Below are 25313 nucleotides of genomic sequence, written 5' to 3' on the forward strand. Positions count from 1 at the left end.
ATCAATCGCACCAGCGGATCTTTCCGTTACGAATGAAAAAATGGGAGCGGCAACCAACCTGCCGCCAGACCGAAGGGTGGAGCGTGCCTGTTCCATCCTTTTCCACCTTCGCGCGCCAGACGGCTTTCTCGTCAGGCACCAAGTTCATCTCGAGGACAGCGCCGCATCCGCAGGGGCACATCATCGTCGCCTGCCACGGGTCGCCGTCTTCGTTCAAAATGTAGAGGGTCTTCGGGGCAACAAACCGCGGCATGCTGCCTTCGCGGACCACGCCGCGGTAGGGGCGGCGTAGCAGTAGGCGGAATGTCCCCGCCAGGTATTGAGCGGCATCTTGGAACCACGTCATGAACGCGCCTCCGAAAGTTCGGGCAAGCCAAGAAGCGGCGAAATCCGGCCGTGGCCGAGCCACGGGCGCAGGAGTGCGCAATCTTCCAGCTCTTCGTCTGCCGTCAGACGCAACCGACCCAAACTGAACTCTATCGAGCCGACATCGCTGTTCGGCATCTGGCGATATGGGTGTATCCGTGCCAGAAAATCGTTCACCGCCAAGGCTGCTGCGAACATGTTGATGCTGATCACCGCAGGTCGGCTCACACTCAAGCCGCGGAAATATTTGTCGCGAACTTGCTGTGCTTCCGCTTCAGGATCGGAATCGGCCAGACCTTCCTGCGCAACGGTGCGAAGCGAGATCACGTCACGGGAAATCAAGCTCGACCGTCCGGGGACGATGTAGTGGATTGTGCCCAGGATGTCGCGAATTCGTCCCGCTGTATCGCCGTCGCTGGAGGCATCAAGCATGACGCCGATGTCAAAATACGGGATGATATGGTATGTCGAGACCAAGTTCATCGCAAAGCGCCCGGTATGCGTATCGACGCAACCGAAAATGACGTCGCAGACCGATAGGGCATGGATCGCCGCCGGTGACATCAACGTCGTTGGAACCTTGATGATCTTCGTCGGAAGCTCACTTGCGATCGCTGCGGCCTCGGCCACATCGACCTTGAGCCGACCGGCGCGGGCATCGGCGATGCTGCTATTCAAGATCCGGTTCAGATTGCGTTCCTCGACGGTGTCGGGGTCGATGATGACGATTTCGCCGAAGCCGAGGCGGATGAGCTGTTCAAGCAACGGGCTGCCGGTTCCCGAAATACCGACAATGCCGGCGCGCAGTCTCGCAAGCGTTGCCGTCGTTCCATCCCCGAAGGCCTGATCCTGAGATCGGGCGAACGGAGAGTTGTGATTGTGGCTGCTTGCGGGGAAGAGCCGAATGTCAGGCCCTGCAACGCTGATCATGTCCATCGACCGCATCTCGTCGCCTTGCCAAAGATAGCGGCCGAACAGCCGTCCACAGGGTTGCATGATGATGCTGCCGTGAGGAAGATCGGCGCCGATCCAGGAGCGGACCACCGGCAACAGCTCGCGGTCACCGACATCGTCAATTTCGGAGAACTGCGGGAAATTGCCGGGGTGGCAATGAACCTTCACCACACTCAGCCTAAGTTCTTCCGCATGATCGAGATGTGGAATGATCAGGTCGGTCGGCCAAGAAATGCGGTTGTCGAGCCTTTTGCACTTGTCATGATCGAGCAAGACGACGTCGCGAACGGAGAGGCGGTAACGGTCTCCATAAGCGCTTCCGCCGCAGAGCAGGAGGGCGGCGGCCTCAAGGCCGTCGCCGGGGAAGAGATGATGACGCAGCATTTCATGCTGGTCGACCGTCATGCTGAGGGTAACGTTCATCGGGAAGCCTCTTGCTCGAAAATCTCCTCGATGAGGAAGACGTGGGTTTCCAGGCAGTCGACGCCGGGCACCCACAGGTTCACACCGGAGCGATGACGCGACCAACGCTGGAAGATCCTGCCCTCGATCGGCTGCTCGACCTGCGTCTGCGGGATCTCGCGCCCGTCGATGCGGGACAGCTTCGGATGGACGTAGAGCATGTCGAGTGGGGTCATGGGATAACCCTGCTCGATGCGGATCGCGAGCGACACGCTCTGACGGTCGAAGCAGGAGGGCACCGGAAATTCATGAAGGATAGCCCACGTCGAGCCGTCCTTGACGATATCGAAGCGATGGCCGTAGGCCTCCAGGAAGGCCATATCGGCGTCCAGGAGTGGCGCATCGCGCCGCCCCTGAACTTCGCCGTCGGTCTGTTCCTTGCGGATAGCGCGGAACTTTTCTGTGCCTGGATGCCGGAGGTCCACCTTCTCGTCAAGCTCCACCTTCTGCGGCTTGTGGCCGGCGAGCTTGACGCGAAGCGTGTAATTCTCCGGCGGGGTCAGTCCGGCAAGAACGAGAACTTCGCGGCCTGTGATATACGGCTTGTCCCAGACGAACGACTTGTCGTTGATCTTGAAGCGGTAGCCCTTTGCGAGGGGCGGGCGCTTGCCCTCCTTGGCGTAGGTCTCCAATTCGATGATCTCATCAAGGATGTCTTCGAGAAGATCCTCGATGCGGGAGGCCGGGTTTTCATTTCCGATGATGCGCATTTTACCCTCGTGGGTTTGTGGTTGGCTGACTATCCCACCGCGGTCGGTCAGTGAGTGCATCATCATTCAAGCGTGCTAAGTTTGTCAAGCATAAAAATAGCATGCTTGATAAAAATAGCATCAAGCACGCATGCTTGACTTATCAAGCGACGGAGGTAGAATGCGTTGCGCCGCGAAATCCATAGGCAACGCTGGCGCCCGAAGCGTTGCTGATGAAAGAGGAGAGTCGTGAAAGTCACCCTTGGAGAATATCTCGGGTCAATCCGCACCGATAGAAAGCTTACTCTTCGTGGAGTCGAAGAGGCGACAAACAAAGAAGTCTCAAACGCTTATCTAAGTCAGATTGAGAACGGAAAAATTCAGAAGCCGTCCCCAAACATCCTATATGCACTCGCAAACCTATATGGCGTGGACTACGATAAACTGATGGAGTTAGCAGGTTACATTACAACGACGCGTACCGATGTTGAGCGCCATGGGAGGGCGGCGACTTTCTCTGAATTAAACTTGACGCAGAACGAGGAGGCCGAGCTGCTGAAATACCTCGGGTATCTGCGTTCAAAGAAGGATTGACCAATTGAAACCTGACGACAGTTCGCTCACCCCGGGCGAGTATGCAGCAATACATCGCGCCGCGACCGATCTGTTGAACAAGGCAAGCGCATGGGACCGGCTACCTACGCCGGTCCCCGACCTACTCAGCGCAGCAAAGCTGCACGTCGCCCCAATGAGCGCATTCGATCCGCGTTCGCTTCTGCGACACGCCCGCGAATTCGGCGAGCGGGCGGCAAAGCTCGTGAAATCGGCGATCGATAAAGTCAGAGGTATTTTCGATGTCCACGGGGACCTCATTCACATCGATACGACGGTGAACGAATCGAAGCAGAATTTCCTGAAACTCCACGAGGCGGGCCACAAACATATCCCCCACCAGACTGGTCTGTTCCGATGGATCCAGGACTGCGACAAATCGCTGTCGCCGGAAGTTTCCGACCAGTTCGAGCGCGAGGCGAACATCTTCGCGACGGTCGTATTGTTTCAAGATCGTCGCTTTGCGGAAATGGCCGCTGACAGCACGTTCGGCATCAAAGTTCCCCTTGCCTTGAGCAAGAGGTTCGGCGCGTCTGCCTATGCGTCGATGCGAGAATACGTCCGGCGAAGTGACCGTGCCTGCGCGGTGATCGTTCTCAATCCAGCAGACCTTTGCCCGGTACTGGGCATGCGCTCCGAGCTTCGGCGGGTCGAACTGTCGCCACTCTTTCAAGGGCGTTTCGGTGATCTGAAGCTGCCCGAATACATCGACCGGTTAAATCCACTTGCGCAGTTCATTCCGCTCGGGGGCAAGAGAATGTCCAGACCGGGGACTTTGCCTCTCGAGGACAAGAATGGGGACGTGGTGGAGTTTGTAGCGGAAGGTTTCGGCACGCCATTCAATACCTTCATTCTTATCCATGCGAAGGCTGGCCTAGGGAAGTCCTTTGTAATGCCGTCTGTCGTCAGCAAGCCTACCCGTGCGCAAGTGGCGCGCTTCGCCAAATAGTCGTTACAGCAAGATAATGAAATCTATCAGTGAAGCATTCGACAGTTTTGCGCACGCACTGCGGGTCAACACCGAGCACCTTATTCGGGCTCCTGAACTTATGAAGATCGATCCGCAGGAAGCCGCAGGCAATCTCGATCAGGGGCTGTCGTCTATTCTGAACGGCTTCCATAGCATTTACGACGCTGCAAACGATGACCCGCGAATCTCGTTTGCGTGGAACCGGGAGCCGACTACCGCGACGCTCCTCGCAATACGCAACGCTCGCCACCACAATCACGCACATAGAGTCCGAAGTCTGGAAGGCTACTTTACCAGAGCCGGTCGTGCGCATCTGTCTAGAGACTACGACCTTGTAACCTATGGCGAGGGTGACGGTGAGGCGCCACTTTTTGTCCAGGCCCTCTCATGGTCGGACATCAGTGACCTTCTCGATATGCCATTTGACATGACGCGTTTGAGCGCTGCTAAGGTGGGCGCGATACGGGCCTATCTTGGCGCCGATTGCATCGCCACCCATATTGCTGCGCAGACTTCGAACACGCCTGTTTTCTTCGATATGCTGCCGCTTATCGTCAACGCAGCGAAGGCCGCGATTGCTGTGATAGAGCCCTACCTTGAAATTTACTCGATGGAGGGTGAAGGGTTCAAAGAGCATTTCGAGGAGGTCGGGGTGATCGACACGAGCGTGCTCAACTTTCGAGTTTGCACGTTCCGTCTCTGATGCGAAGGTGCCCACTAGCCTAAAGTCCTTCGATCGTACAGGCGGTGCGTAAGCCATGACGTTAGCAGACCATTTCCCAACATCCGCCAAATCGTTTCCAGACCTTCTGCCTTGGCAATTACCCTTCGATTGGATCGGGAGGGGATCGGCTTTTGCTGGCGCCGTTTTGGACTTGCAGATCAAGCTTCAAGAGAATGGCGCCCAGTTGGATGCATTTTGTATTGCCCTTCGAACGGACATAGAGGTTCAAACGGCACGTCAGACTGACCCAACGGTTGCCGCGATGGTCGACGGCTTCCGCTTTGTCACCTCTCAAGTGCAGATCTGTCGGACGATGGCATCAGGCCGTATGCGGACATGTTACGACTGGCTGCTCTGGTCGATTTCTCGAGAGCACGTTTTCGGTCGGACTGAAAACCATGCGATGTACGCGCTTCCGCCCTACGCAGGTGCCACAGAAGCGATGAACCAGCTCGCGCTCGAAGTCGCAGTTGATTGGGTCTGGGCGGCATACATTGTCGCGCACAAGTTTGGTGGTCTTGATGACCACTGCACGATGTTCTTCGAGGCTGCGGTTGCGATCGGTCTGGAAGCAGGTTCTGGCAAAGGAACTATGGCGTTGACCGCCATCGCCGCTTACTCGGCTGCGAGGAAGCTGGAGGCTACGCAATTGCCGATCAATGCTTTGTTGAAGTTTTTAGAGGATCCCGACACGCCCGCGCGGGAGAGAGCTCAAATTCAGGTTGCGATGTCGACACACGCCGGCTTCTATACCGATACACACCCGGTCGAATGGGCACGCCGGACACTTTCAGATTTAAGATCGGAGTTGAAGGAGCACGAACCGCTGCAGCTTCTTGGGGTCACTTTGGTAGACCAAGAGGCCTGGGTTGCAACACGGGCAGAAATCCAGTCGGAGATCCAAGCCCTTTCCAAGCTCTACCGCTCCGGAAGTTCGCGGCAAGTTGCACGGGTCGCTCTGGATTCGCGTGTCCTCCTACTGCATCCGATTATCTATGCGCTATGCAAGTTCGGTTCGACCGAAGACCTGATGACGGTTCTGCATGCATGGTACGCGGAGCCCGACTCATCCCCCGCTGACGCCGATATCCTTTTCGTATGTCCCAACCATGGAGATGGGGTTGCTTATGTTTGGCCCGATGATCGTCATTTTGCATCCAATAGCGCGGCCGAATCTCTTGAAAAGGCTCTGATCGCAAACTCAAATGCGCTCAACGAGTATTTCCGTGGGCCACAAGGAGATCGGCAAATTAGGGTAGATGAACGGCTGAAGACTACCCCGGCCTTCGAATTCGGCGCTGAGATCTGGGCGGCGATGGGAGATCACTACAGACTATCGGAATTAGCCGATAGGCTGCCGCGTGGCTGGGTCCCGCGATCTGTCGTGGTAATGCCGGCCCATCGTGACCCATTGCAAGCCATGATCCTGGATCGCCTTGGCTGGATCGCCCCCTTGGAAACGTCTCTAACCATCTCCGACGACCTTAGGCCTATCAGGGTTCTTTCGATTTGGCCCGGGTCAACGCACACCACTGAGGCCGAGGTGGAGGTCCTGATGCACGTCGCGGCTACCGCTGGCTGGCGTGCGAAGGTGACGTCAGGAGGGCTCGATCTGAGAGCGTTTCGTCAATTTTACGAGGATTCCGAAGCCGACGTGCTGTGGGTCATTGGGCATGGCGAACAAACATCGGACGACGCGAGCCAGACCGGTATCGTGATGGAAGATGGCACTATGGCGTCGCTTGCTGATCTTGCAGAATTTAACGTGCCTCGCACGGGGCGCCGGCTGCTCGTCTTGAACATTTGTTCGAGTGCGACAGCGCAGACGTTTAACGGAATGGCTCGGTCGGGCCTCGCTCAAGAACTCGTCTCTCCTTCGCAGCAGGTTATCGGCCATCTGTGGCCGATCGACTATTATGCCGCCTTGGCCTTCGGTAGCAGTCTTGCCATGGCGCTGACCCGCCTGCCGCCGGCTACTGCCTTGAAAGAAACCTTGCTCATGATGCGCAATCAAGGTGAATTGATACGAGTGTTGCAGGAGATATCACCGGATCTGCAAGCTATTCGGCGGCTCGATGGGCAGCGGGCAGCCGAGGTCATGGGAAATGTCTTATCTTGGGGGTGCCCCGTCATTCTGACATAGTTCTTGATAAGGAAGCCCAAGGAGCGAAAGATTTCTGCTTTTCAGTCGCTTACGAATTTCCTTGGGCTGGCTGACGGTTCGAATCCGTTCAAGGCGCCCGAGTATGATCCGCCGGCGCCACCCGCTGCACGCGATTGCCACAAAGTCACGAAAAAAGCCGGGTCTCGTGATGTTCTCACGAGACCCGGAAGTCGGCCGGACAGCCGGCCTCTGGGAGAACATATACCTTCTAGGGGCCTACGTGAGTTTCCCTACCGTCTTCTCGAGAATTGCCCACAATTCCTCGCCATATTTTTCGCGCCAGCCGGTGTAGAAGCCGCCGTCGCGAAGTTTCTGCCTGAACGCCTCAGTGTCGGGCTGATTGAATACAAGGCCCTGTTTGGCCAGGACCTCTTTGAGGGACTCCGACAACTTGGCCATATCTTGGCGCTCATCAAGCGCGGCTAGGTTGATGTTGCGGCTCACGACCTCCTGCACATCCGCCGGCAGGCTTGCCCAGTTGCGCTTGTTGGCAACGCAGAAAAACGCGTCCCACATGTGCCGGGTTAATGCGCAGTATTTTTGGACCTCGACAATATTTGCGGTCTTGATGTTGGCCAGCGAATTTTCCTGTCCATCGACGACCTTCGTCTGAAGTGCAGAATAGAGTTCGTTGAAATTAATGGACGCCGGAGCTGCCCCAAACGTCTGGAACATGGAGGTCCACAGCGCTCCGACTGGAACGCGGATTTTCATACCGGCGAGATCTGCGGGCGAGTTGACTGGGTGCGTACTGGTGGTGATGTGCCGGAACCCGTTGTCCCACATCTTTTCCATCGGGAGGAGATTCACCTTTTCGATGAGCTTATGCAGAGCGGCACCGAGTTCACCATCCATCGTCTTCCAAACCGTATCATAGTCCGGGAAAATGAAGCCGAGACCGTAGATCGAGGCCGCCGGGACCATCGTGGACAGTACATTGATACCAGAGTTCAGGAACAGATCGATGCCGCCTGCTCTCACCTGCGACAGCATATCAGTGTCGCTACCAAGCTGGTTGTTCGGGTAGACCTGCAGTTCCACCCGCCCGTTTGTCTCGTGTTGGATGCGTGCTGCCGCCTCCCTTGCGCGCGTGGTGATCGGATGGGTCTCGGCCAGATTGAACGCGAACTTCAGGGAATACTCGGCTGCGGCCGCTCGCTTCATCGAAAACCCGAGCGCCGTGGCGCTGAGACCAAGCGTCGTCGTCACTGTGAATGCGCGTCTTGTCAGATTTACCATTTCGTTCTCCTCCAAATAAGCTCTGTAATTTTGGTTGGTCGAGGTCGGGCTACAGGAAGCCGATCGAGAGCCACGGAACCGCAGCAACCGCAGCAAGACCAATGGCCATGGCGACGATGTAGCCGACGATCGGTTTCATGCCGGCGTCGGGGCTGACTCGGCTGATTGCACAGGCAGCGTAGTAGCCAACACCGAAGGGTGGAGCGAAGAGGCCGATACCCATCGCCAACACGACAACCATGGCGTAATGCACCTGATGGATGCCCAATTGCTGAGCAACCGGGAACAGCAACGGTGCGAACAGTACGATTGCGGGTATCCCCTCGAGCACACTGCCGAGGATGATGAAAATGACGATCGAGACGATCATGAAGGTCACCGCACCGCCCGGGAGCGTTGAAAGGTTTTGAGCCAGCGCTGTCGAGAAGCCTGATTGCGTCAGGCCCCAAGCCATCGCCGTGGCCGCGCCGATAATCAGAAGGATCGAACCGGATAGGCTCGCCGTCTCGACAAGCATCGGCTTGAGTCGGCGCCAATCGAACTGACGGTAGAACAGAAGGCCCGCGATTACCGAGTAAGCAATGCCGATTGTCGAAACTTCCGTCGCCGTGGCGACACCTTCGATGACAGCTGAGCGGATGACGAACGGAAGCGCAAGGGCAGGCAGTGCAGCGAGAAGCAGCTTGCCGATCTGCCGTCGACTTGCCCTCTTGACGTGGCTCGGATCATCGTTGCGGCAGCGCCAGCGGACCAAGAAGCAAAGGGTTACCGCCAGAATAAGGCCGGGGAGAAGACCGCCGGTGAACAGCGCGGCGATCGACACCCCGGTAGCGGATCCCACTGTAATCAAGACGATGCTAGGCGGGATTGTCTCAGTCTGGGCGCCCGTCGCCGACAGAAGTGCGACAAGATCGCCTTCGTCTGCGCCGCGCGCCTTCATCTCCGGAAACAACACGGGCGCGACGGCGGCCATGTCGGCGGCCTTCGATCCTGAAATCCCAGATACAAGATACATCGCAGCCACCAGCACGTAGTGAAGCCCGCCGCGCACATGGCCAAGAAGGCTGGCGAGGAACGCAACCATCGCCCGTGCCATACCCGTCATCTGGATAAGTTGGCCGAGAAACACAAACAGAGGGATCGCAAGAAGGATCAGATGGCTGACACCTTCATCGATCCTGCCGACAATGATCAGAGGCGGCGTTCTGGTGGTCAATATAAGGTAGCCGAATGTAGCGATCGCGAATGAAAAGGCGATCGGCACGCCGCCGAAAACACACGCCGCAACGCCGCCGACGAAGAAGACGAGAAGATTGAGGTTTCCGAGACCGGCGAAGACCGGCTTCAGCGCCCAAAACAAGCAGAAGACCGCTGCCACGGCAGCAATCGCACCGAGCGCGAGACGGAGATTCGAGCTCTGCAGAAGCCGCAACACCGCGAAAACAAGCATCAAAGCGAAGCTCGTCGGCAACGCCGAGGCGCGCCATGAGTTCTGAATATTCATCGCGGGCGTCCAGACGTAGGACTCTTCGGTGGCATATTCCAGAGATGCGGGCAGGATTAGTACGAGAAAGGCAAGTGCTGCGGCGACCGAAACCAGTTCGACGAAGCGGCGTGTATCGCCCTTCAATGCGGTGACCACCGCCGTCATGCGCATGTGTTCCTGCCGCTGAAAAGCGACGGCGGAACCAAGCATAGCAAGCCAGAGGAACAAGATTGACGCCAGTTCGTCCGACCAAACCAGCGGGACGTGGAATACGTACCGGGCGACAACGGCTGAAAACAGTAGAAGAATTTCGCAAAGCACCAGAAGTGCTACCGGTATCTCCAGGCACCTTACCAAGGCATGTTCGATCTTGCGTGCCATTGCTGCCAGGCTTGAGGTCCTTGCGACATCTTCGATGGCTCCGTGAACCGTCATAGTGGCCTCCCCATTAGGTAAGGCCTGATCGTTTGCGTGCGGATGCAACGCAGTCGGGTATTTCTCAAAACCTGTCCTCCCACGCTCGCGCGGGCGCACTGCTCCTCTCGGAAAAGCCCGATCGGTTTCCGGAGTGGTCTCTAAAGTGCGTTCCCACGAATTCCGCGCACTGTGCTCCTCTGCGCGTAGGTATAAGGTATGATGTCATACCCAATATGGCAAGCACTTTTTCTGCCGTTTGGTGGAGTCTTGAAGGGCAACGAGTACGGCCTCCGTCGAGGCATCGATCGGTCACTGGATTGATCGCAGAGAATTGCCCTCGACCACATCGAGGTTCCACTGCCTTGTGTGCACAAATGTTAGGAGATCTTGGAGCCGACGAGTCCTGTTTGGCGACCAGGGCAAGCCGCATCCTATCATCGCGCCGTCGCAACTCGACTCCCGAAAACGGCAACCGAACGCTTGTGCCGGCTCGATGTCCCTATTCCGTCCCTAGTCCTTCGAGAGCGGCGAACCTGGCGCGTCTTAAGTGGAGAACGTGCCTTGCCGGCTTAAAACGCCGGGCCGCCTTATTGACCTTCCGGTTAATAAAAAGGCGTCTCAAAAATTCCGGCCGCTTACCGCAGGTCAGCGGCCCTCTGAGTTTCCAGCGCCGCCAATCTCCCCTCCGTAGATTGCTGCGTCGTCGGGTTTCGGTCCTCGGCAGATGCTAGTCCCTCTGGGGGAGGGAGATCACACCGGGCATAAAATGAAAGTCCTGCTTTGCATCGGCTCTGCTATGCCACGACTAGATAAAGCGTTGGCTCCTCTGCGCGGTTCGTCTTTGCCGGCCCATCGGCAATTTGGAACCTGGATAGCATCTCGAAAAGCGATGCGGTCTCCTTCGCGAGATTGTTCACGGCAGCAGTCGACTCTTCCACCATAGCTGTGTTCTGCTGTGTCGCTGATTCGATCTTACCGACTGAGAAATTGATTTCCTTGAGCCCGTCGGCTTGGACGCGAGAAACCTGAGCAATGGCGTCGACGTTCTGATTGACGCTCTGCACCTGAACAACGATTTGGCCCAAAGCGTTGCCGGCCTGTTGCACACGCTGGACCCCATCATTGATATGCAGGTTGGATATTTTGATCAGAGACTTGATTTCTTTCGCCGCCGCCGCAGACCTTTGCGCCAGGTCTCTGACCTCCTGCGCTACTACCGCGAACCCTCGGCCAGTCTCCCCGGCCCGAGCCGCCTCAATGCCTGCGTTCAAAGCCAAAAGGTTTGTCTGAGATGCGATTTCATCGATGACACCGATAATATTGCCTATTTCGACCGAAGAAGACCGAATGTTTGTCATGGCCTCAATAGTCTCGCGCATTATGGTGCCTGACCTCTCGGCATGTTCCTTGGTCTCGCCGACGAGGATCCCTGCTGCGTGAGCTTTATGGCTTGCGTCCACCACCTGCCTTGTCATGTCTGCGAGGACAGAAGCCGTTTGCTCGACGACTATAGCTTGCTGCTCCGTTCTCACCGCGAGTTCGTTCGAGGAAGTACGGATTTCTTCAGCCCCCGCAGCAATCGCCTGCGCATTGTCGTTTACTTCGGACATTGCATCGCGAAGCTGGCTAATCGCTGAATTGAAGTCCAATCTGAGCGGCTCAAGAGCTCCCGTGAAAGGCCGATCAAGCTGAATGTGAAGGTTGCCTTTCGATAACTGCCTCAGTGCATCGGCAACTTGTTCGACGGCGGAACTGGTCTGTTCGGCAGCCCGCTGGCGCTCCTCTCCTTCGTTCTCCAAACGCCGCCGCTCGGCATCCTGTCGATGATGCTCGGCGACCGCATCGCGCTCCGCTTTTTCTGAAAGATGATTCTTAAGGCCGGATATCTGCCGCGCGAGCTGACCGATTTCATCCTTCCGTCGCTCGAGTATTTGGTCAATTTCCATGTCGCCGGCGATCATTTGCAGGACTGACTGCTGTAGTTTCGCCAGAGGCACGATGATGGAGCGGATAGTGAGCGATGCCGCGGTTACTCCGAACAAGGCAGCTATGCCGAGCGCAGCTAGCGTCAGAAATTTAAATTCATCAGAAGCTGCTTTAACTTTGCCACCAACGCCTTGGTTTAGAGCTTGCTCGTAATCGATCAACTTGTTCAGAGCACCAATCCATGCCGTCAACTTGGGTCTCAGTTCATTTAAGAGCAGCGGCTTTGCCTCGTCTCTTTTTCCGTCGAGCGTCAACTTGGTGACGTCGGCAATCAAAGGCTCGGCGTCATTCTGAAAAGCCGTCAGACCCTCAGCGAGGCGACGCTCTGCGGGGGTGCTGGCGACGTCGGAATTAACGGCCTTTTGCAACTCCGCGAAGTTGGAAGCGTAGGATGCCTGTAGCTTTCTCATCATCACGATTGTCGTGGCTTGATCCGTATTCGAGTCAGTCAAAACGATGTCGCGCAATGCTACCGCTCGATCGCGGACCGAGCCCAGCATATCGATGCCATTCCGAAATTTTTGGCTATTACTGCCATTTATGAGGCTGAGCTTCCCGTTGATCTCGTCGACCTGGCTGATTGACGAAAGAGACAGAACTCCCATTGCGCACAACAGCAACCCGAATGCGATAGACAAACGTATCGCCACGCCAAATTTCCGAATCCTCCACATTATTTCCCCTCCGCCCGAGCAAACCTTTTGAACTCCGTATGAGGTATAACCTTATACGTAATACCTTAACCGAAATTGAAGGGCGCAAAGGCCAATGCAGGATACGATCGAAAGAACCCTCAGCCGGCTGGCGAGCGGATCAAGGCTCTGGCCGACGACGGCTATTGCGTAGGCCGATCAACCGGATCAAAGCTCCCATCGGAATTTTCGGCAAAGCTAAAAGTGCGTCGTCTCTGGCATTATTGATTGTCGCCGACGTCGTGGTGGCGAGAATGCCTGCCAAATCTTAGATTCAAAACGCAGTCCCCGAGCGAGCCATTACCTGAAGAAGAGATGACCGCCTCCGCTGAACCGCCTCGTGGAGATACTCAAGAGCTGCTTGATTGATCGAGCTTGTTGAGGCGAGGTTGCGCGCCGCTAGCTCTCTGCTTTCAGCGCATGCTTGACGCGCAGAATAGTGATCACAACAGATCCCACAACGACCGGAACAGCGAGGAGCATGATCATTGGATCGAAATGGAACCCAGCGTGGTCTGCCGTTTCATACACGAACTTCAGCAAGCTCAACAAATAGTAGCTTATTGCAATGATCGAAAAGCCTTCGACCGCGCGCTGGATCTTGACCTGCGTCGCGGCGCGATCAGCCATGGCCTGGATCTGTGTCGCGTTCTGGAATTCGATCTCGACCTGAATTCGGGTTTGCAACAAGTCGAGCAAGTGCATCGCGGCCCTCGATAGTTGCTCAAGCCTCAAGGCGGTCGCTTCACAGGTACGCACCGCTGGCTTGAACCGCCGCTCCACGAAGGTACCGAAGCGTTGAAAGCCGACGACGTGCGTTTCCCGTAAAAGCGCGATCCTCTCCTCAACGATCTTGGCGTAGGCTGCGGTTGCGCCGAATCTGTTTCTGGTCTCGGCGGTGGCCGAAATGACATGGGATGAGAGAGCGGTAATCTCCTCGAGCAATTGCTTGTGCTGATGTGCGGGCGTACGAAGATTGCGATTGGTCAGTTGAACCAACTCCGTGTCATATCCGCCGAGAAGCGGGGCGAGACGACGCGCTTCCGGCAATCCGAGAAGCGCCATGGATCTGTAGGTTTCGATCTCGAAGATGCGGCGTACCATGCGCCCCAGTCGGTGTGCGTTCAGGTCCTTGTTGAACAGGATAATTCTACTTGAATTGTCCCCTCGAACACGAAAATCGGAGCAAACCTGCGCCGCGCCCCCACCGATCAATGAGGCGGCGGTATCACCGAAGCCGAAGGTTTCCAGCACCGGTCCCAGCTTGTCAGGAGGGTTCCCGAGGACAAGGATGCTGACGTGACAAACGAGCAGCGGTGAGTTCAATCCTGCGAGCTCGGCAAAATCACTTTCAAGGAGGTCAGATTCCGGCCAGCCCCCTGGCTCGCTGTCAAGTTTCCGGACGCGCGTAACCGTCACGAATTCAGTGTGCCTTTCGACTCTAACCGAAATCGTGCCATCAGCTTCGAGACTGTCGTGGAACTCCTTGATCACACCGTCTATGGGCATGAAAGCAACGTGCTCAACAATTGCCGGACCGGTGAAATAGATCGACGGTCGAGCGTGAAGCTCGGAGTTGAAGTCTGCCGTCTGCTGTTTGAAAGCAGTTGGACGAGAGATGTGTACACAAGGAGACGTCGTTGCCGACGCTGCTTCTTCCGCACCCTTCGAAATCACGTCTGTGTTCCCCATTTTCAGAAGTGCAAACACCGGCGAACCTTATGAAGCGAATGCAAGCAACTTGGAAGCCCGCCCGGATATGATAAATCTGCTGATCCGCGTTCGACCTTCTTTTGAAAGGTCACAGCAGCCTAAGAAGCTAGGAGACCCCCGCTGGTATGTCACGCCAGCTGTACTTCGGGCGATATCATAGAACGTCTCGGGGCCACTAGGCTTGAGACAAGACTGCCATGTTCAGCACGTTGTCCTTGTAGCGGTACATTGGGATAATAAGCAGCCCTAAGGGCACGTGTGGGCCGCGCCAACACGGTATCATCTGCTGCTATCACGAAGTGATGGAAACCATTGAGGCTTGCGTTGAGCGCAAGCGAAATGGCCTGGGCACAGTCCCGTCTGTCAACATAGGACCACAGGTTCCATTTCTGAACGCCGGGATTATCTTCGCAAGCTTTCATTGCATCATATTGGTGGGGCTCTTTTACCCAAGAAAACCGCGGGCCGATCATTTTGAGCGCGGGATCCGAGCGGCAGAATTCGGCTGCGACGGATTCGTCTACAAGTTTGGAAAGCGCGTAGCTACTCTCAGGCTTCGAGGTCAGCTTGTCATCGACCGGAAAATAGGCAGGTGGATCGTCAAACGGGACGCCCAGCAAGGTCTCACTGCTCGCAGAAACAATGTTCTTTATGCCCGCGATCCTTGCAGATTGGAAAACATTGTAGCTGATGGCGGTATTGGTGTGAAATATGTGCGTGCTCGCAGCGACTTTCGCGCCTACTATCGCAGCAAGATGGACGATGCCATCAATCCCGGATTCGATATCGGCGACCGCATCAAGGACCTGGCCATAGTCCCGCATATCGACGCGGGCGAACGGGCACCTCATGTCGGATGACGGCACCTCGTCGATTCCGATGACCTCGTGCCCCTCTTCGAGAAGGCGTTCAATCGCCGCGCGCCCGATTCGTCCGCTGCTTCCAGTGACCAGAAGTTTCATGGCATTTCCCCTTTACGGGCCGCACAATGGCACGAACGAGAGTGCAGGTTACGGCACCCAGACCCGCTGGGTTCCTCCTGGTTCGTAACGCGCTCTTGTCACCTCGAGAGATTGATCAAGGTGGCCCTTTCCTCGGCGGTGAGCGGCCGGACCTCGTGGTTCTGCAAGAGCAAGAAGAGCTTCGCCGTTTCCTCCAACTCCTCTGTCGCGTACTGGGCGTCCTTTAGGGACTTGCCCGCGACGACAGGTCCATGGTTTGCCATCAACACCGCATGATGGTTCGCGGCGGCGGCTCCCACCGCCGCCGCCAGCGCTTCGTCTCCGGGAGGAAAATACGGCACGAGCGGCAGGAAACCGATACGCATGACATAGTAGGCGGTCAGGGGCGGCAGAACGTCGCGCTCGTTGACCTGCTTCAACAAGCTGACGGCAACCGAATAGGTTGAATGCAGGTGGACGACGGCTCGGCGATTGTCCTTACCGCAATACATGCACTTGTGGAGGAACGCCTCCTTGGTGGGCTTGTCACCTCCGACATGCACGCCTTCCGCCGAAAAGCAGGACAGCCGTGCTGGATCGAGCACGCCCAGCGAAGCGTTGGTGGGCGTCATCAAAATTCGACCGTCCGACAGACGGACGCTGATGTTGCCGGTCGATCCTGCGGTCAGCCCGCGGTCGAAGAGCGAGCGACCGACCTCGACTATCTCGTCGCGGACCTTCGTCTCTTCAGATATGGAGCCTATCATCGTAGCCGGTCCCAAGCGTTCATGAAGAAGTCCCGTTCGCCGAAGTTGCCGGACTTCAACGCGAGCGACAGAGATCGCCCCTGGCTCTTTGCGTGTACCCACGGCACTCCGGGGGCGATTTCGTTGCCAATCGAGAGCTGGTCGACGCCGAGCGACTTCACCACCGCTCCCGACGTCTCGCCGCCGGCGACGATGAGATCGCTCACACCCTTCTCGACGAGCCTTCGCGCGATTGAGGAGAGGGCGGCCTCGACCATCTCGCCGGACTGCGCGGCGCCCAACTTGCGTTGGTTTTCCTTCACCTCGTCGGGCAGAGCCGTCGCATAGATGAGAACAGGCTTGCGGCCCAGACGGGACGAGGCCCACTCGACGGCCTCGCCGACGACATCGCCGCCGTCCGCCAGCTTTGAGAGGTCGACGCGGAAACCCTCGTGGTCTGCGAGCATCGCCTCTACCTGTCCGTTGGTTGCGACCGAGCAGCTACCGGAGACGACGGCTCTGTAGCCTTCTTCCAAGTCAGTCGTAACGGCAGCGTCGCGGCTGTTCCCGCCGGCAAGAAGAACACGAGCCAGCCCATATGCCAGGCCCGACGCACCGGTGAACAGCACGAGATCCTTGAATGCCTGGGCAATCTCGACAAGGTCCTCGTCAGCCAGGGCGTCGATGACGACAATACGCGTGCCGTCGCCGTGAATGGGGGCGGCCCATTCGGCGATGGCGGACGCCCCTTGCTTCACCGTCTCGTAATAGCATCCGGTGATTTCGGCCCGCGACTGCGGCCCGAGCACCCGCAGCAGGTTCGCGTCTGTTATCGGCGTCAACGGATGATTGCGCATGCCGGACTCGTCCAGCGGCACGTCGCCGACGAACAGGTTGCCCTTGTAAACCGTCCGGCCGTTGGCAGGGAAGGCGGGGCAGGCGATCGTTATGGATTGGCCAAGCTCCGCAAGCATCGCGTCGGCGACCGGGCCGATGTTGCCCTTCGCCGTGGAATCGAACGTCGAGCAGTACTTGAAGTAGTACTTCTGCGCGCCACAGCCACGCAGCCATCGCAGCGCGGCCAAGGACTGCTCGACCGCCATTTGCGGAGGTGTCGTTCGAGTCTTGAGGGCGACAACGATTACGTCGGCGTCAATGTCCCTGTCGTCTTCAGGAACGCCGATCAGCACCGTCGTTTTGAGGCCGGCGCGCGCGAAGATGTTCGCGACGTCGGTCGCTCCCGTGAAATCGTCGGCGACGCAGCCGACCAGCAACTTTCCGGCGGCCACCATGAATCACCTCATGATGAAGGGGTTGGCGACGTCTTCAGCGGTCGAGATCATCACGCTCTTCGTCTGCATGTAGTTCTGGATCGAGGCGATGCCATTCTCGCGACCGATGCCGGAGTGCTTGTAGCCTCCCAGCGGCGACATATAGCTGATGACGCGGTAAGTGTTGACCCAGATGGTGCCAGCCTGGATAGCGGCCGAAACCTTCAGGATACGACGCATGTCCTGGGTCCAGAAGCCCGCGGCCAGCCCGTAATTGGTGTCATTGGCAATATGCACGGCTTCCTCATCGCTGTCGAAGGGGATGACCGCCAGAACCGGGCCGAAGACCTCCTCCTGCGCGATGCGCATGTCGTTTCGGACCCCGGAGAAAATCGTAGGTTCGACGAACCAGCCCCTGGAGAGCTCGGCATTGTCCGGCCGCCCCCCACCGAGAACGCATTCGGCGCCTTCGCCTTTTGCGATGTTGATATAGCCGAGGATCTTCTCGAGTTGCGGCGGCGTCGTCACGGGGCCAACCTGCGTCGACGTCAAGAGCGGATCGCCCATTCTCGCCGTTTTTGCGAGGTTGACGATCTTCTCGAGAAACTGGTCGTGGATCTTTCGCTGCACGAGCAATCGTGAGCCCGCAATACATGTCTGTCCGGTGGCAGCGAAGATGCCGGAGATCACCCCGTTGACGGCATTGTCGATCTCCGCATCGTCGAAGACGATGTGCGGGCTCTTGCCGCCGAGTTCAAGCGTAACCTTCTTGAAGTTGCGCGCTGCAAGCTCGCCGATCTTGCGCCCGGTGCCTTCACTTCCCGTGAAAGCGATCTTGGCGACGTACTTGTGGGTCGTCAGCGTCTCGCCGACATCTGCGCCGAACCCTGTGACGACGTTGAAGACGCCCGCGGGAAAGCCAGCCTGCTCGACGAGCTTTGCGAACTCAAGGGTCGAAGCAGACGTGAACTCCGAGGGCTTTGCCACGAATGTGTTCCCTGCGGCGAGTGCCGGTGCCAGCTTGTAGGCGAGCAGCAGGAGAGGGGAGTTCCACGGCGTAATCCCGACGCAGACGCCGAGCGGCTCATTACGAGTGAAGTTGAAGGTGTCCGCCTTATCGATCGGGATGACCGCTCCTTCGATCTTGTCCGCCAGCCCGCCGAAGTAGTAGTACCACTGCGGGATGTATTTGAGCTGAAACAGCATCTCGTTGATGAGCTTGCCGTTGTCCGTAACCTCGATCGTCGCGAGATGCTCCGCATTCTCGGCGATCAGGTCGCCAAGACGCCGAAGAAGGTGTCCGCGGGCGCTCGCGGTGAGCTTCGGCCACGGACCGCTCGTGAAGGCGCGGTGCGCAGCCTCGACTGCTCGTTCCGCATCTTCCCTGCCGCCCTTCGGAATAGCGGCCCAGGTCTGCCCGTTGAAAGGGTTCTTCGTCTCGAACGTATCTCCGTTGGCAGCGTCTTCCCACTTGCCGTCGATGAACATCTTGTATGTCTGCATTGTCTTTCTCTCTTCTAGCATCCGAGTTGTCGGGCGAGGTCTTCGAGATCGTCGGCGACGTAATCCCAGCGCTGCTCGGCTGTGAGGTCGGTCGTCTGGCCCTCGCCGTATTCGGTGGGTCGTGCGATGAATGCGGTTTTAAGGCCAAGGCTGCGCGCGGCGGCAAGATCGTAGTTGTGGGCAGCGCACATCATGACGGCCCCGGGCTCCAGATAAAGGAGTTTGCAGACCCCGAGGTAGGTCTCAGGATCGGGCTTGTAGTGCTGGAAAAGCTCGCAGGAGAACACGTTGTCCCACGGCAAGTCGGCATGCTTTGCCATATTGACGAGAATCGCGACATTGGCGTTGGACAGAGGGCCGATGATAAACTTCGACTTCAGCCGGTGTAGCCCGCGCGATGTGTCGGGCCAGCCGTCCAGGCGATGCCAGACCTTGTTGACGTGCATCATCCGGTCGTGGTCTAGTTCGGCCAGCCCCATCTCTGCGAACACTGCCTTCAAGGCATCGAAGTGAAGTTCGTCCAGGTTCGTCCACGGCAACTCGCCGCTGCGCACCCGCGCTTTCTGGGGATTGTAATGGTCTCGCCAGCGGTCGACGAGACCGGTCCAGTCGATCTGCAGGCCCTCCGCCGCGCCCCAGGCGGTGAGATCGCGGATGATCGAACCCCGCCAGTCGACGACAGTGCCGAACGTGTCGAAGACAATCGCCTTGACGCTGCTGGTCATCTCGCGCCCTCCTTCTTGTGGGACGAAATGCGCTCGAACGTTTCCACTCGCTTTTCGGCCACCCAATCTCGAACCATCGCATCAAAGCTCGTGAAGTGCGGCGTCTTCAGGTGGAAGTCGAAATCGGCTCTTGAGCCATAGACTTCATAGAGGTAGATTCGCTCGGGCCGCTCAGGATCGCGGCAGACATCGAACACTTCGCAGTTCGGTTCGTCGCGCAGCGACGTCGCCGCATTCTCGATTATCGCCGCATCGAAATTATCGGCGAACTGGTTTCGAACGACGAACTCTACGACCACGACAAAGCCTGTGGATGCCGAACTCATGCGACCTCCTTGCGGACGGCACCCAGAGCGCCGATCACGCTGCGCGTCATCTCCGCGCAATTGGCGCTTCCGCCATACTCCATTGGAACCGCGATCTTGGTCGACAAGGTGTGCTCGACCGCGGCCTCGATCAGCCCGGCGGCGTCAGCAAGCCGCTGATCCCCGTGCTTCACCGCCAGCCAGTCGAGCATCATCGCTCCCGACAGGAACATTGCGCCCGGATTGGCGACGCCCTTGCCCGCGATATCGGGAGCGGTCCCGTGTGCCGGCTGGAAGAGGCCGTGCGTATCGCCGATGTCCGCCGAAGGGGCCATACCCATGCCGCCGATCAGACCGGCCGCAAGGTCGGAAAGGATGTCGCCAAACATGTTCTCGGTCACCAGCACGTCAAGCGTCCAAGGCTTCTTCACCATGTTGAGCGCCAGCGCGTCGACATAGGCATAGTCCTTCTGCAACTCGGGGTGCTTGGCGGCGATCTCATCGAAAACCTTCCGGAAGAAAGCCATCGAACTGAAGACATTCGCCTTGTCGACGCAGGTCACCGTGCCGGCCTTGCCGCGACGTTTGCGCTGGGCGGCCAGCTGGAAAGCGAATTCGGTAACGCGCTCGGTGCCGGCCCGCGTGATCTGCATCGTGTCGTAGGCCTCTTGGTCGTTTAGCACTTCGCCACGGCCACGCGCATAAAACAGTCCTTCTGTCTGCTCGCGGACCAACACGAAGTCGATTCCTTCGGCGCGAGGATCGGACAGCACTTTCGGAAGGCCGGGAAACCACCGGATCGGACGGACACCTGCAAACAGGCCGAACTCCATGCGCAGGTCGAGCTGCGGAATGATTTCCGTCCCGTCCGGGAAGCGGATGTCGGGCCAGCCCATCGCGCCGAAGAGGATTGCGTCGGATGTCCGGCAGGCCTCGAGCGCGGCGGCGGGCAGGGCCTCGCCGGTCTCCGCGTAGTGCTGGGCACCGGCCTGATGCGTCTCGAACACGAGCGGTGGCGCGCCCGCCTGGCTGACGGCGGCGTCGATCAATTCCAGGCAGGCAGGCATGACTTCCCTGCCGATCCCGTCGCCGGGAAGGACTGCGATCTTGAGAGTGTTGTACAACGATGACATTTGAAACCTGTCCTAGAGGTGGTTGAGGCCGAGGCGCTCGAGAAGGTCGAGCAGTTCCTTGCCTGCCCGCTCGCGGTGCGCCTTGTGAATGTTTCTTGCTTTTTCGCGGTCGCCTTCGCGGATTGCTTGCACGAGTTCTGCATGTTCGCGGGTTGAGTTAACCGGCTTGGGACGCATCTTCAGCGTCACCATCCTGACGCGATGTGCGCGGTCGATGAAATTGAGGACGACCGACTTGAGCATCTGGTTGCCGCCAAGGTCGAGCAGTTGCTCATGAAATCTTGCGTCCGCCTGCGCCCAGCGCTCCAAATTATCTTGTGAAAGCGCATGGTCCATGTCGGCCGTCGCCTTTTCGAGACCCCGGAGTTGATCCTCGGAAAGCTGGCGGCTGGCGGCAAGCTCTGCAGCCGTACTCTCGAGCGACGTCAGGATTTCGTAAATTTCCTTCATGTCAGAAATAGAAATCGGCAGAACCCGCATTCCGTGCCTCGGGATCACCGAGACAAGTCCGTCCTGCTGGAGGCGCATGAGCGCCTCCCTTACGGGCGTCCGGCTCATCCCCAACTGGGACGCGACTTCCTGTTCGGTCGCCTGGTAACCGGGCGCCCACTTGTTATCCAGGATGAGCTGGCGCAACCGAAGGTGCGCTGTCGCGGTCATTGTTTTCGCGAAGGCGTCCTCTTTGATCTCTGAGACCGGTGCTGTCTGTTTCCTGGTCGGCATTTTCTTTCCCTTCAAGCTGGCTGATTTCTCAGGAGCCTACATATTTTCGCCAGCTATGTTCAGGCTGGTATCCGAGAACGCTCTTTGCTTTGTCGATCGACAGCAAGGTTTCGTTGTTCCCGATCTGCTTCTTGAACGGGACCCCCGGATACCACCTCCTGACGAGTTCCTCGTTGGAGGTGGTCATGACCCCATCGTCGTTTGCGATGATGAACACCTCGGCACCTTTGCCGCTCCACTCGAGCGAGCGACGGATCGCCTGTGCCCCGTCGCGGGCGTCGATATAGGTCCAAAGGTTGAAGCGTCTGCTGCCCGGGTTCTGCTCGAAGGCCGGGAAGTCCGCATACTCGCTCTCGTCCATAACGTTGGAGAAGCGTAGGCAAACGATCTTGAGCTCGCTGTCCCAGCGGCAATACTGCTTTGCCATCTCCTCGCCGAGATGCTTCGAGAGGGAATAGGAGGTTTCCGGGCGCGACTGATAATTCTCGTCCGCCGGCAGATAGTCAGGCTTGATCTCGTAAGGAATGCCGAGCAGGGTCTCGCTCGACGCCCACACGATGTTCTTGATGCCGAGCAAGCGGCATGACTCGAAAACATTGAACGTCGAAATGGTGTTGACCCGGAAAACATCCGCAGGAGCAACGCGCCCCGGCATCGGCACAGCGGCCAGATGGACGACGGCTTCAGTGTTGCGATTGTGGTCCCAATCAAAGCCACTGATCGCCTCGATCGTGGCGCGCATATCCTCGAAATCGACCCTGACGAAGGGGCAGAGGTTTTCTGGCGGAGCGATCGTATCCGCGTTGATGACGTCGTGGCCGCTCTCAACCAGATGCTTGATCGTGGCTCTACCCAGTTTGCCGCTGCCGCCTGTGACTAAAACTCTCATATCGTAATACCTCCGTAGAACCTTCCAGGTTAGCGGCTTCGGCCGACCGCCACAGCCAGGATGATGAGCATTCCGCGCGCGATGAGCTGCTGGCTGTAGTCGAGGCCGCCAAGAATAAGACCGTTGTTGATGACACCGATGAGCAGGGCACCGACGATGGAACCGATCACGGTGCCGCGTCCGCCGAATAGGCTGGTACCGCCGAGAACCACGGCTGCAATGACAGACAGCTCATCGCCTTCGCCAAGCTGGAAGCGTCCAGACTGCAGGCGTCCAGCATAGAGCATGCCAGCGATCGCAGCGGCCATCCCCGTCAGTAGCAGCACCTGGAACTTGATTTTCCGGACATCGACGCCGCTGTAGCGAGCTGCGACCGAGTTTCCGCCTGCCGACATGACCTTGCGGCCGAACGGTGTCTTTCGGAGCGCGATATGGGCGATCGTGCCCAGAACGGCGACCCAGACAACGAGGACAGGAACAGGGCCGATGTTACCGGAACCAAAGACGAAAATGAACGTATCGTTGATAATTGGAACAGGCGAAGTGCCGCTTACCCACATTCCGACCCCTCGCGCGATCCCCATCATGCCGAGTGTCACCAAGAACGACGGGATGTTGAGATAGGCAGTCAGGCCGCCGTTTACGGCGCCTACCAGCAGCCCGAGGGTCAAGCCCGCGAGAATGCCGGGGAATAGACCGTACTTGCTCAGCACCAGGCCAGCGACCACCGACGACAGTCCGGCTATGGCTCCGACCGAGAGGTCGATCTCGCCCGCCGAGAGTACGAACGACATTGCCATGGAAACGATGGCGACGATCGCAGTCTGCCGCAGGATGTTGAGCAGGTTGTTTGAAGATAGGAATCCGCGATCCTGCAGCAGGATCGCGAAGACGATGAAGATGACGACGAAGCCGATGTAGACGACGTAGTCGCGCCAGTTGCTGTGCCACGGCCGCATGTGGGTTGCATCCGTCTCTGTGTTCAATGTCTTGGCTTCAGTGGACATTTTGGGTTGCCTTCTGAATCGCGACCTGCAGACCGAGTTCGGTGCGGATCAGCGGAGATTGAGTTTCGTCGCCGGCAATCGTGGCCCAGCTTTCGATTTCGTCGCGCTCGATTTCGCGCGCGAGACGTCCGTTGTTCATGACCAGGATGCGGTCGCTTGTTGCCAGAAGCTCGGCTGGTTCCGACGAGATGACGATGACGGACTTTCCGGAGGAGGCGACGCTCCGAATGAGTTCAACGATCTCGGCCTTTGAACCGATGTCTACGCCTGCTGTTGGTTCGTCGAGAATGACAACCGAAGGATCAATCGCTAGCCATTTGGCAATAACGATCTTCTGCTGGTTGCCGCCGGAAAGGTTCCTGACCTTGTTGTCAGCGGACGGCGTCTTGATCCTCAGTTGCTTGATGAGATCGGAGGTCAGTGTTCCCTCGCGTCGACGGTCGATGAAGGGACCGCGGACGAGCTGACCGATCTGCGGCAGTCCAAGATTGTCGCCGACGCTGTGCTCGACAACCAGACCTTCCTCGTGGCGGCTCTCCGGAACAAGCACAATGCCAGCCTTGATCGCATCCGAAGGTGACTTGAACTCAACGGCAGTGTCGCCGAGTTCTACGGTTCCCGCAGTTTTCTTATCGACGCCGAAAAGAAGGCGGGCAAGCTCGCTCCGGCCAGCGCCCATGAGGCCTGCTATTCCCACAATCTCGCCCCTGTGAACGTCGAAGCTGACATCGCTGGGTTTTCCCGAAGGGCCCGAAAGGCCACGTACGCTCAGCGCGGGTTTGCCGCTGCGATCAATGGCGCGCGCCTGGTATTGGAAACCGGTGACACGCTTGCCGACCATGTGCTGCACGATCGAGTCGAGCGTGAATTCGGATGTCTTCCCGGAGGTCACGTTCTGACCGTCACGCAGAATTGTAATCTCGTCGGCGATCGTCATGATCTCGGTCATGCGATGGGAAACGTAGATCACGGCTGTTCCCGCCGCAGTGAGCTTCTTCAACATGCCGAACAGAGTGTCGGCTTCCTGTGCGCTCAGCGACGAGGTTGGTTCGTCAAGGATAAGGATCCTGGCGTCCTGGTGGATGGCCTTGGCGATCTCGGTCAGCTGGGCCTGGCCGGGGCTGAGTTCAAAAACAGGCGTCCTCGGATCAACCCTGAGGTTGAGTTGGCCGATGATCTCGGCTGCCTGTGCGATTTCCCTGCGCTCGTCGACCAAGATCGACAGGCGGCGGGGCTCCCGGTTGAGGAAAATGTTCTGGGCGACCGTGAGGGTGGGGATCAGGCTGAGGTCCTGGAAGATCATCTCAATGCCGAGCCTGCGGGAATTCTCCGGAGAGCTTGACGACATGTGTTCGCCAAAAACCTCGATGGATCCCTCCGTGGGTGTGACCACGCCCTGCAGGATCTTCAACAGCGTAGACTTGCCGGCGCCATTTTCGCCGACCAGCGCATGGATTGTCCCGGGTTGGATCGTCAGGCTGACACCGCGCAATGCGTGCACGCCGCCAAACGATTTCCTCACGTCGCGCATCCTGACGGCGGCGAGGGTTTCGGTGACTGCTTGAGTGTTCATGGTCGTTGTCCGCCGCTGGGGAC

General features: G+C 58.0%; 22 protein-coding genes. 4 read left to right on the forward strand and 18 right to left on the reverse strand.

Annotation, left to right across the window (positions count from 1 at the left end):
* Position 1 precedes the first annotated feature (1 nt).
* The 3 genes from QDY28_RS23070 to QDY28_RS23080 are packed head-to-tail and all read right to left on the reverse strand — an operon-like array spanning position 2 to position 2492.
* On the reverse strand, positions 2-346 hold the full coding sequence (locus QDY28_RS23070; protein WP_331383933.1) for a DUF6527 family protein: 345 nt from the start codon (positions 344-346) through the stop codon (positions 2-4).
* Positions 343-1743 carry a ThiF family adenylyltransferase gene (locus tag QDY28_RS23075; RefSeq protein WP_331383934.1) on the reverse strand — a complete coding sequence of 467 codons (1401 nt, stop codon included), beginning with the start codon at positions 1741-1743 and terminating at the stop codon, positions 343-345. Before QDY28_RS23075 ends, QDY28_RS23070 begins: the two co-directional genes overlap by 4 nt.
* Entirely contained in the window at positions 1740-2492 is a 753-nt protein-coding gene (locus tag QDY28_RS23080; protein WP_331383935.1) for a multiubiquitin domain-containing protein, read from the reverse strand. The genes QDY28_RS23075 and QDY28_RS23080 overlap by 4 nt, the downstream gene beginning before the upstream one ends.
* 228 nt (positions 2493-2720) lie before the next feature.
* Between QDY28_RS23080 and QDY28_RS23085 the strand changes: the two genes are divergently transcribed.
* The 4 genes from QDY28_RS23085 to QDY28_RS23100 are packed head-to-tail and all read left to right on the forward strand — an operon-like array spanning position 2721 to position 6920.
* Positions 2721-3065, forward strand: a complete 345-nt coding sequence (locus QDY28_RS23085) for a helix-turn-helix domain-containing protein (protein WP_113159258.1) — start codon at positions 2721-2723, stop codon at positions 3063-3065.
* Positions 3066-3069: 4 nt separating this feature from the next.
* Positions 3070-4032 carry an ImmA/IrrE family metallo-endopeptidase gene (locus QDY28_RS23090; protein WP_331383936.1) on the forward strand — a complete coding sequence of 321 codons (963 nt, stop codon included), beginning with the start codon at positions 3070-3072 and terminating at the stop codon, positions 4030-4032.
* Positions 4033-4048: 16 nt separating this feature from the next.
* The gene (locus tag QDY28_RS23095) at positions 4049-4756 is read left to right on the forward strand and encodes a hypothetical protein (RefSeq protein ID WP_331383937.1); all 708 of its coding nucleotides are present in this window, start codon (positions 4049-4051) and stop codon (positions 4754-4756) included.
* 55 nt (positions 4757-4811) lie between these two features.
* Positions 4812-6920: a CHAT domain-containing protein gene (locus QDY28_RS23100; RefSeq protein ID WP_331383938.1), complete on the forward strand. Its 2109-nt coding sequence runs from the start codon at positions 4812-4814 to the stop codon at positions 6918-6920.
* 237 nt (positions 6921-7157) lie between these two features.
* On the opposite strand, the gene QDY28_RS23105 is transcribed toward QDY28_RS23100, so the two are convergent.
* The 15 genes from QDY28_RS23105 to QDY28_RS23175 all read right to left on the reverse strand — a co-directional run bounded on the left by QDY28_RS23105 (position 7158) and on the right by QDY28_RS23175 (position 25290).
* Positions 7158-8180, reverse strand: a complete 1023-nt coding sequence (locus QDY28_RS23105; protein WP_028753521.1) for a TRAP transporter substrate-binding protein — start codon at positions 8178-8180, stop codon at positions 7158-7160.
* 49 nt (positions 8181-8229) lie between these two features.
* Entirely contained in the window at positions 8230-10101 is a 1872-nt protein-coding gene (locus tag QDY28_RS23110; protein WP_028753520.1) for a TRAP transporter large permease, read from the reverse strand.
* A gap of 776 nt (positions 10102-10877) precedes the next feature.
* Entirely contained in the window at positions 10878-12719 is a 1842-nt protein-coding gene (locus QDY28_RS23115) for a methyl-accepting chemotaxis protein (RefSeq protein ID WP_245276592.1), read from the reverse strand.
* Between the two features lie 441 nt (positions 12720-13160).
* Positions 13161-14438 (reverse strand): DUF3422 domain-containing protein, encoded by a 1278-nt coding sequence (locus tag QDY28_RS23120; protein WP_028753519.1) that lies wholly within the window; start codon positions 14436-14438, stop codon positions 13161-13163.
* 164 nt (positions 14439-14602) lie between these two features.
* Complete coding sequence (locus QDY28_RS23125) at positions 14603-15436, reverse strand: NAD-dependent epimerase/dehydratase family protein (RefSeq protein ID WP_081670363.1); 834 nt, start codon at positions 15434-15436, stop codon at positions 14603-14605.
* A gap of 98 nt (positions 15437-15534) precedes the next feature.
* Positions 15535-16182 carry a 3-oxo-tetronate 4-phosphate decarboxylase gene (gene otnC / locus QDY28_RS23130; RefSeq protein WP_004129830.1) on the reverse strand — a complete coding sequence of 216 codons (648 nt, stop codon included), beginning with the start codon at positions 16180-16182 and terminating at the stop codon, positions 15535-15537.
* A complete protein-coding gene (gene otnK / locus QDY28_RS23135; RefSeq protein WP_028753518.1) occupies positions 16179-17453 on the reverse strand; it encodes a 3-oxo-tetronate kinase in 1275 nt (424 codons plus the stop codon). The genes otnC and otnK overlap by 4 nt, the downstream gene beginning before the upstream one ends.
* A gap of 3 nt (positions 17454-17456) precedes the next feature.
* Complete coding sequence (locus tag QDY28_RS23140) at positions 17457-18935, reverse strand: aldehyde dehydrogenase (protein ID WP_028753517.1); 1479 nt, start codon at positions 18933-18935, stop codon at positions 17457-17459.
* A 14-nt stretch (positions 18936-18949) separates the two neighbouring features.
* Positions 18950-19660 carry a haloacid dehalogenase type II gene (locus QDY28_RS23145; RefSeq protein ID WP_004129810.1) on the reverse strand — a complete coding sequence of 237 codons (711 nt, stop codon included), beginning with the start codon at positions 19658-19660 and terminating at the stop codon, positions 18950-18952.
* On the reverse strand, positions 19657-19986 hold the full coding sequence (locus QDY28_RS23150; RefSeq protein WP_028753516.1) for a putative quinol monooxygenase: 330 nt from the start codon (positions 19984-19986) through the stop codon (positions 19657-19659). Before QDY28_RS23150 ends, QDY28_RS23145 begins: the two co-directional genes overlap by 4 nt.
* On the reverse strand, positions 19983-21098 hold the full coding sequence (locus tag QDY28_RS23155) for an isocitrate/isopropylmalate dehydrogenase family protein (RefSeq protein WP_028753515.1): 1116 nt from the start codon (positions 21096-21098) through the stop codon (positions 19983-19985). Before QDY28_RS23155 ends, QDY28_RS23150 begins: the two co-directional genes overlap by 4 nt.
* 12 nt (positions 21099-21110) lie before the next feature.
* Positions 21111-21758: a GntR family transcriptional regulator gene (locus QDY28_RS23160; protein ID WP_281414474.1), complete on the reverse strand. Its 648-nt coding sequence runs from the start codon at positions 21756-21758 to the stop codon at positions 21111-21113.
* A gap of 91 nt (positions 21759-21849) precedes the next feature.
* Complete coding sequence (locus tag QDY28_RS23165; protein ID WP_004129798.1) at positions 21850-22710, reverse strand: NAD-dependent epimerase/dehydratase family protein; 861 nt, start codon at positions 22708-22710, stop codon at positions 21850-21852.
* Positions 22711-22739: 29 nt separating this feature from the next.
* Positions 22740-23717 carry an ABC transporter permease gene (locus tag QDY28_RS23170; RefSeq protein WP_004129795.1) on the reverse strand — a complete coding sequence of 326 codons (978 nt, stop codon included), beginning with the start codon at positions 23715-23717 and terminating at the stop codon, positions 22740-22742.
* Positions 23707-25290, reverse strand: coding sequence for a sugar ABC transporter ATP-binding protein (locus QDY28_RS23175; protein ID WP_013984663.1), 1584 nt, complete (start codon positions 25288-25290; stop codon positions 23707-23709). Before QDY28_RS23175 ends, QDY28_RS23170 begins: the two co-directional genes overlap by 11 nt.
* Positions 25291-25313: the final 23 nt, after the last annotated feature.

Origin of the sequence: Rhizobium sp. BR 362, from assembly GCF_036528765.1 — a bacterium.
Classification (GTDB): Bacteria; Pseudomonadota; Alphaproteobacteria; order Rhizobiales; family Rhizobiaceae; genus Rhizobium.